Source organism: Streptococcus oralis, from assembly GCF_001578945.1.
GTDB lineage: Bacteria > Bacillota > Bacilli > Lactobacillales > Streptococcaceae > Streptococcus > Streptococcus oralis_Q.
Genome location: NZ_KQ969552.1, coordinates 21770 through 25239 on the forward strand (window position 1 = coordinate 21770; position 3470 = coordinate 25239).

Genomic DNA, 3470 nt, shown 5'->3' on the forward strand with positions numbered 1-3470 from the left:
TGCCTGGTTGGTTCATGTTAAAGACAACCAAGTCAATGTCGTTGTCCATAGAGAGAGTTGAAGCTGTTGAGTCCATGATACGAAGATCTTTGTTGATAACGTCACGGTGGGTCAATTCTTCAAACTTAACGGCAGTCTTGTCTTTCTTAGGATCGGCATTGTAAACACCGTCTACGCCATTTTTAGCCATAAGAATAGCATCTGCTTCGATTTCAGCTGCACGAAGGGCTGCTGTTGTATCTGTTGAGAAGTATGGTGAACCAATTCCAGCACCAAAGATAACGATACGGCCTTTTTCAAGGTGGCGAAGAGCACGTCCACGTACATAAGGTTCTGCCACTTGTTGCATAGCAATAGCTGTTTGCACACGAGTATCGACACCAACTTGTTGCAATGAATCTGCCATCACAAGAGCATTCATCACGGTCCCAAGCATTCCAGTGTAGTCGGCCTGAACACGGTCCATTCCTGCTTCTGCAGCAGGTTCTCCACGCCAGAGATTTCCTCCACCAATAACAAGGGCAATTTCGATACCTAAGCTATGAACTTCTTGAATCTCTTTTGCGATTGTTTGAACTGTCTGGATATCAATCCCTACGCCACGTTCACCGGCAAGGGCTTCACCTGATAACTTGATTAAAATACGTTTATACTTGGGGTTCGCCATTTTTACTCTCCTTTTTTTATCCTACCTATTTTATCACAATTTCTAAGATTTTTATAGTACCATAAGCAATTCTTTCAAAAAAATTAGACCGTTAAAAATTCCTCTAAGTCGGTAAGGGCACGTTCTGCAATTTTTTCATAACGAGCCTTCTTATCACGGATACGCTCGCCTTCCAATTCCTTGATAATTCCGAAATTGACGTTCATTGGTTGGAAATGTTTGCTGTCTGCATGGGTGATGTAATGAGCCAAACTTCCAATCGCTGTTGTCTCTGGGAAGATAGCCTCGCTTTCTCCCTTGAAGAGCCGAGCGGCGTTAATACCTGCAACTAATCCTGAAGCTGCTGACTCAACATAGCCTTCCACACCCGTCATCTGACCAGCAAAGAAGAGGTTTGGCTGTTTCTTAGAACGGTAGGTCTGCTCCAGAAGATTTGGTGAATCCATGTAAGAATTGCGGTGCATGACCCCATAACGGACAAACTCAGCATTTTCAAGACCTGGAATCATTTGGAAAACACGCTTTTGTTCTCCCCATTTGAGGTGGGTCTGAAAACCGACGATATTGTAGAGGCTACCAGCCGCATTATCCTGACGTAGTTGAACAACAGCGTACGGTGTTTTGAACTCTCCATCTCGAGGGCCTGTGTAGTCCTCTGGATACTCCAGACCAACTGGCTTCATAGGACCATAAAGCATGGTTTTAATGCCACGTTTGGCCATGACTTCGATAGGCATACAACCTTCAAAGTACTTTTCTTTTTCAAAGGAATTCAGCGGTGCTTCCTCCGCATTGACCAAGGCTTCATGAAAATCCATAAACTCTTGCTTGGTCATTGGAGCATTGAGGTAGGCCGCCTCTCCCTTGTCATAACGAGACTTGAGATAGACCTTGCTCATATCGATGGTGTTGACGTCGATAATAGGCGCTGCCGCATCGTAGAAATAGAAACCATCGCCGTCATTAAGGGCATGAATTTTCTCAGCTAGGGCATCGCTGGTCAAAGGACCAGTAGCGACAACTGTAATAACATCTATCGGCAATTCTGTAATTTCATCACGAACCACTTCAATCAAGGGGTGATTGGCTACTTTTTCGGTCACCATTTGAGAGAAACCATCGCGGTCCACCGCAAGAGCTCCACCAGCAGGAACACGTGTAGCTTCAGCAGATTCTAAGATAACAGAACCCAAGCGACGCATTTCTTCCTTAAGAAGCCCGACAGCATTGGTCAAAGCATCTCCACGTAAGGAGTTAGAACAAACTAACTCAGCAAAATTGTCTGTTTTGTGCTGGGGTGTAGGCTTTACACCACGCATTTCATAAAGTTTAACTGGAATACCACGTTCTGCGATTTGGTAGGCTGCTTCAGAACCTGCCAAACCAGCACCGATAACATTGATATAAGATTGAGACACGTCACTAATACCTCTTTGGGTGGAAACTAAGTCCAAATAAAAACAAGCTACTAGACTATTTGACACCCACAAATCTTTCTATTTTTTTCTTCTACTAGTATAACAAAAAAAGGGAAGAAGGAAAACTTCCCTGTTTAGTCATTTTCTTGATTTTCTTCCCATTCGTGGTAGGCAGCGTAGAGCTTGCTTTTATTCCACTGGTAGAGTTTCGCAACTTCCTTAATAGCCTGATTTTTCTTCACACCTTGCTGGATACGAGATTGGATTTCTGAAAACAAGTCCTCCTCGTCCTTTTCCTCCACATCCTGACTGGCACCTTCAACGATGAGAAGGCATTCACCCTTGAGTGGCGTTTCAGCGATGCTTTCCAGCAATTCAGAAATCTTTCCTCGTTGGTATTCTTCATAGATTTTGGTCAATTCTCTAACCAAGACCACCGAGCGGTCGCCGTAGACTTCTAGCATATTTCCCAACGTATCCGCTACACGGTGGGGCGATTCATAGAAAATCTGAGTTTCTGGGTAATCTTTTTTTAAATCGAAAAATTGCTTTTGCTGGCCTGATTTTCTTGGCAAGAAACCGTAAAAGATATGTGGTTGTGGAGCTAAACCACTGGCAATCAAAGCAGAAATCCCTGCAGAGGCACCCGGAACTGTCACTACTGCAATTTCTTCCTCAATAGCTGCCTTAACCAAATCATGACCAGGGTCCGAGATACTAGGCAGACCCGCATCAGATACCTGAGCAATACTTTGTCCTGATTTCAAAAAATCAATCAAATCAGGAATTTTTTCCTTGGCATTATGCTCGTGAAAACTGATCTGTTTGGTTGAAATATCAAAATGCTTGAGCAAAAGCCCTGTATTGCGCGTGTCCTCAGCTGCAATCCAATCCACCTCTTTCAAGGTCTGGATGGCACGAAAAGTCATATCGTCTAGATTGCCAATCGGTGTTGCTACTAGGTAAAGCTTGCCATAGGGAGATTGTCCCTTAAAACTTTTTTGAATCTGCATGCTTACTCCCTGTATAACAACTCATCACAGAACATACATTCCTCGTCCTGCTCTCGGCGTTGTCCATAAAAATCATTACATACGTGAAATCCGTCTTTATAGATTCGACGGACGCTTTCACGAACATGCTTGGCCTTAACGGGAGTATCTGCTTCCACCTCGCCTAAGCGTTCGCGCAACTTACTATTTTCCAAACGAAGAGCTGTATTTTCCTCTACCAGGCTCTTGAGATTTTTCTTGATGGCTTCCACATCGGCCAAGGTCACCAATAACTGTTGGGAAAAATCGTCTAGCGCGTCAAATAATTCTTTTTTGTCCATAAACCAGCCCTTTCCTTTCTTAATCCTTCTTTGAGTTTACATTTCTTTCAAG

The 3470-nt window shown here is 43.7% G+C and carries 4 protein-coding genes; all 4 read right to left on the reverse strand.

Annotation, left to right across the window (positions count from 1 at the left end; genetic code table 11):
• On the reverse strand, window positions 1–667 hold a 667-nt coding region (gene pyrH, locus SORDD16_RS05485), incomplete at its 3' end, for a UMP kinase (RefSeq protein ID WP_061452664.1).
• An 83-nt stretch (window positions 668–750) separates the two neighbouring features.
• Complete coding sequence (gene trmFO / locus SORDD16_RS05490) at window positions 751–2085, reverse strand: methylenetetrahydrofolate--tRNA-(uracil(54)-C(5))-methyltransferase (FADH(2)-oxidizing) TrmFO (protein WP_061452665.1); 1335 nt, start codon at window positions 2083–2085, stop codon at window positions 751–753.
• A gap of 134 nt (window positions 2086–2219) precedes the next feature.
• Window positions 2220–3098: a 16S rRNA (cytidine(1402)-2'-O)-methyltransferase gene (gene rsmI / locus SORDD16_RS05495; protein WP_061452666.1), complete on the reverse strand. Its 879-nt coding sequence runs from the start codon at window positions 3096–3098 to the stop codon at window positions 2220–2222.
• A gap of 2 nt (window positions 3099–3100) precedes the next feature.
• Window positions 3101–3418 (reverse strand): DNA replication initiation control protein YabA, encoded by a 318-nt coding sequence (gene yabA, locus SORDD16_RS05500; RefSeq protein ID WP_000358229.1) that lies wholly within the window; start codon window positions 3416–3418, stop codon window positions 3101–3103.
• Window positions 3419–3470: the final 52 nt, after the last annotated feature.

Bases quoted from the DNA above. Each gene is read 5' to 3' on its own strand.
- rsmI (WP_061452666.1), bottom strand. From the start codon at position 3,098: ATGCAGATTCAAAAAAGTTTTAAGGGACAATCTCCCTATGGCAAGCTT.
- yabA (WP_000358229.1), bottom strand. From the start codon at position 3,418: ATGGACAAAAAAGAATTATTTGACGCGCTAGACGATTTTTCCCAACAG.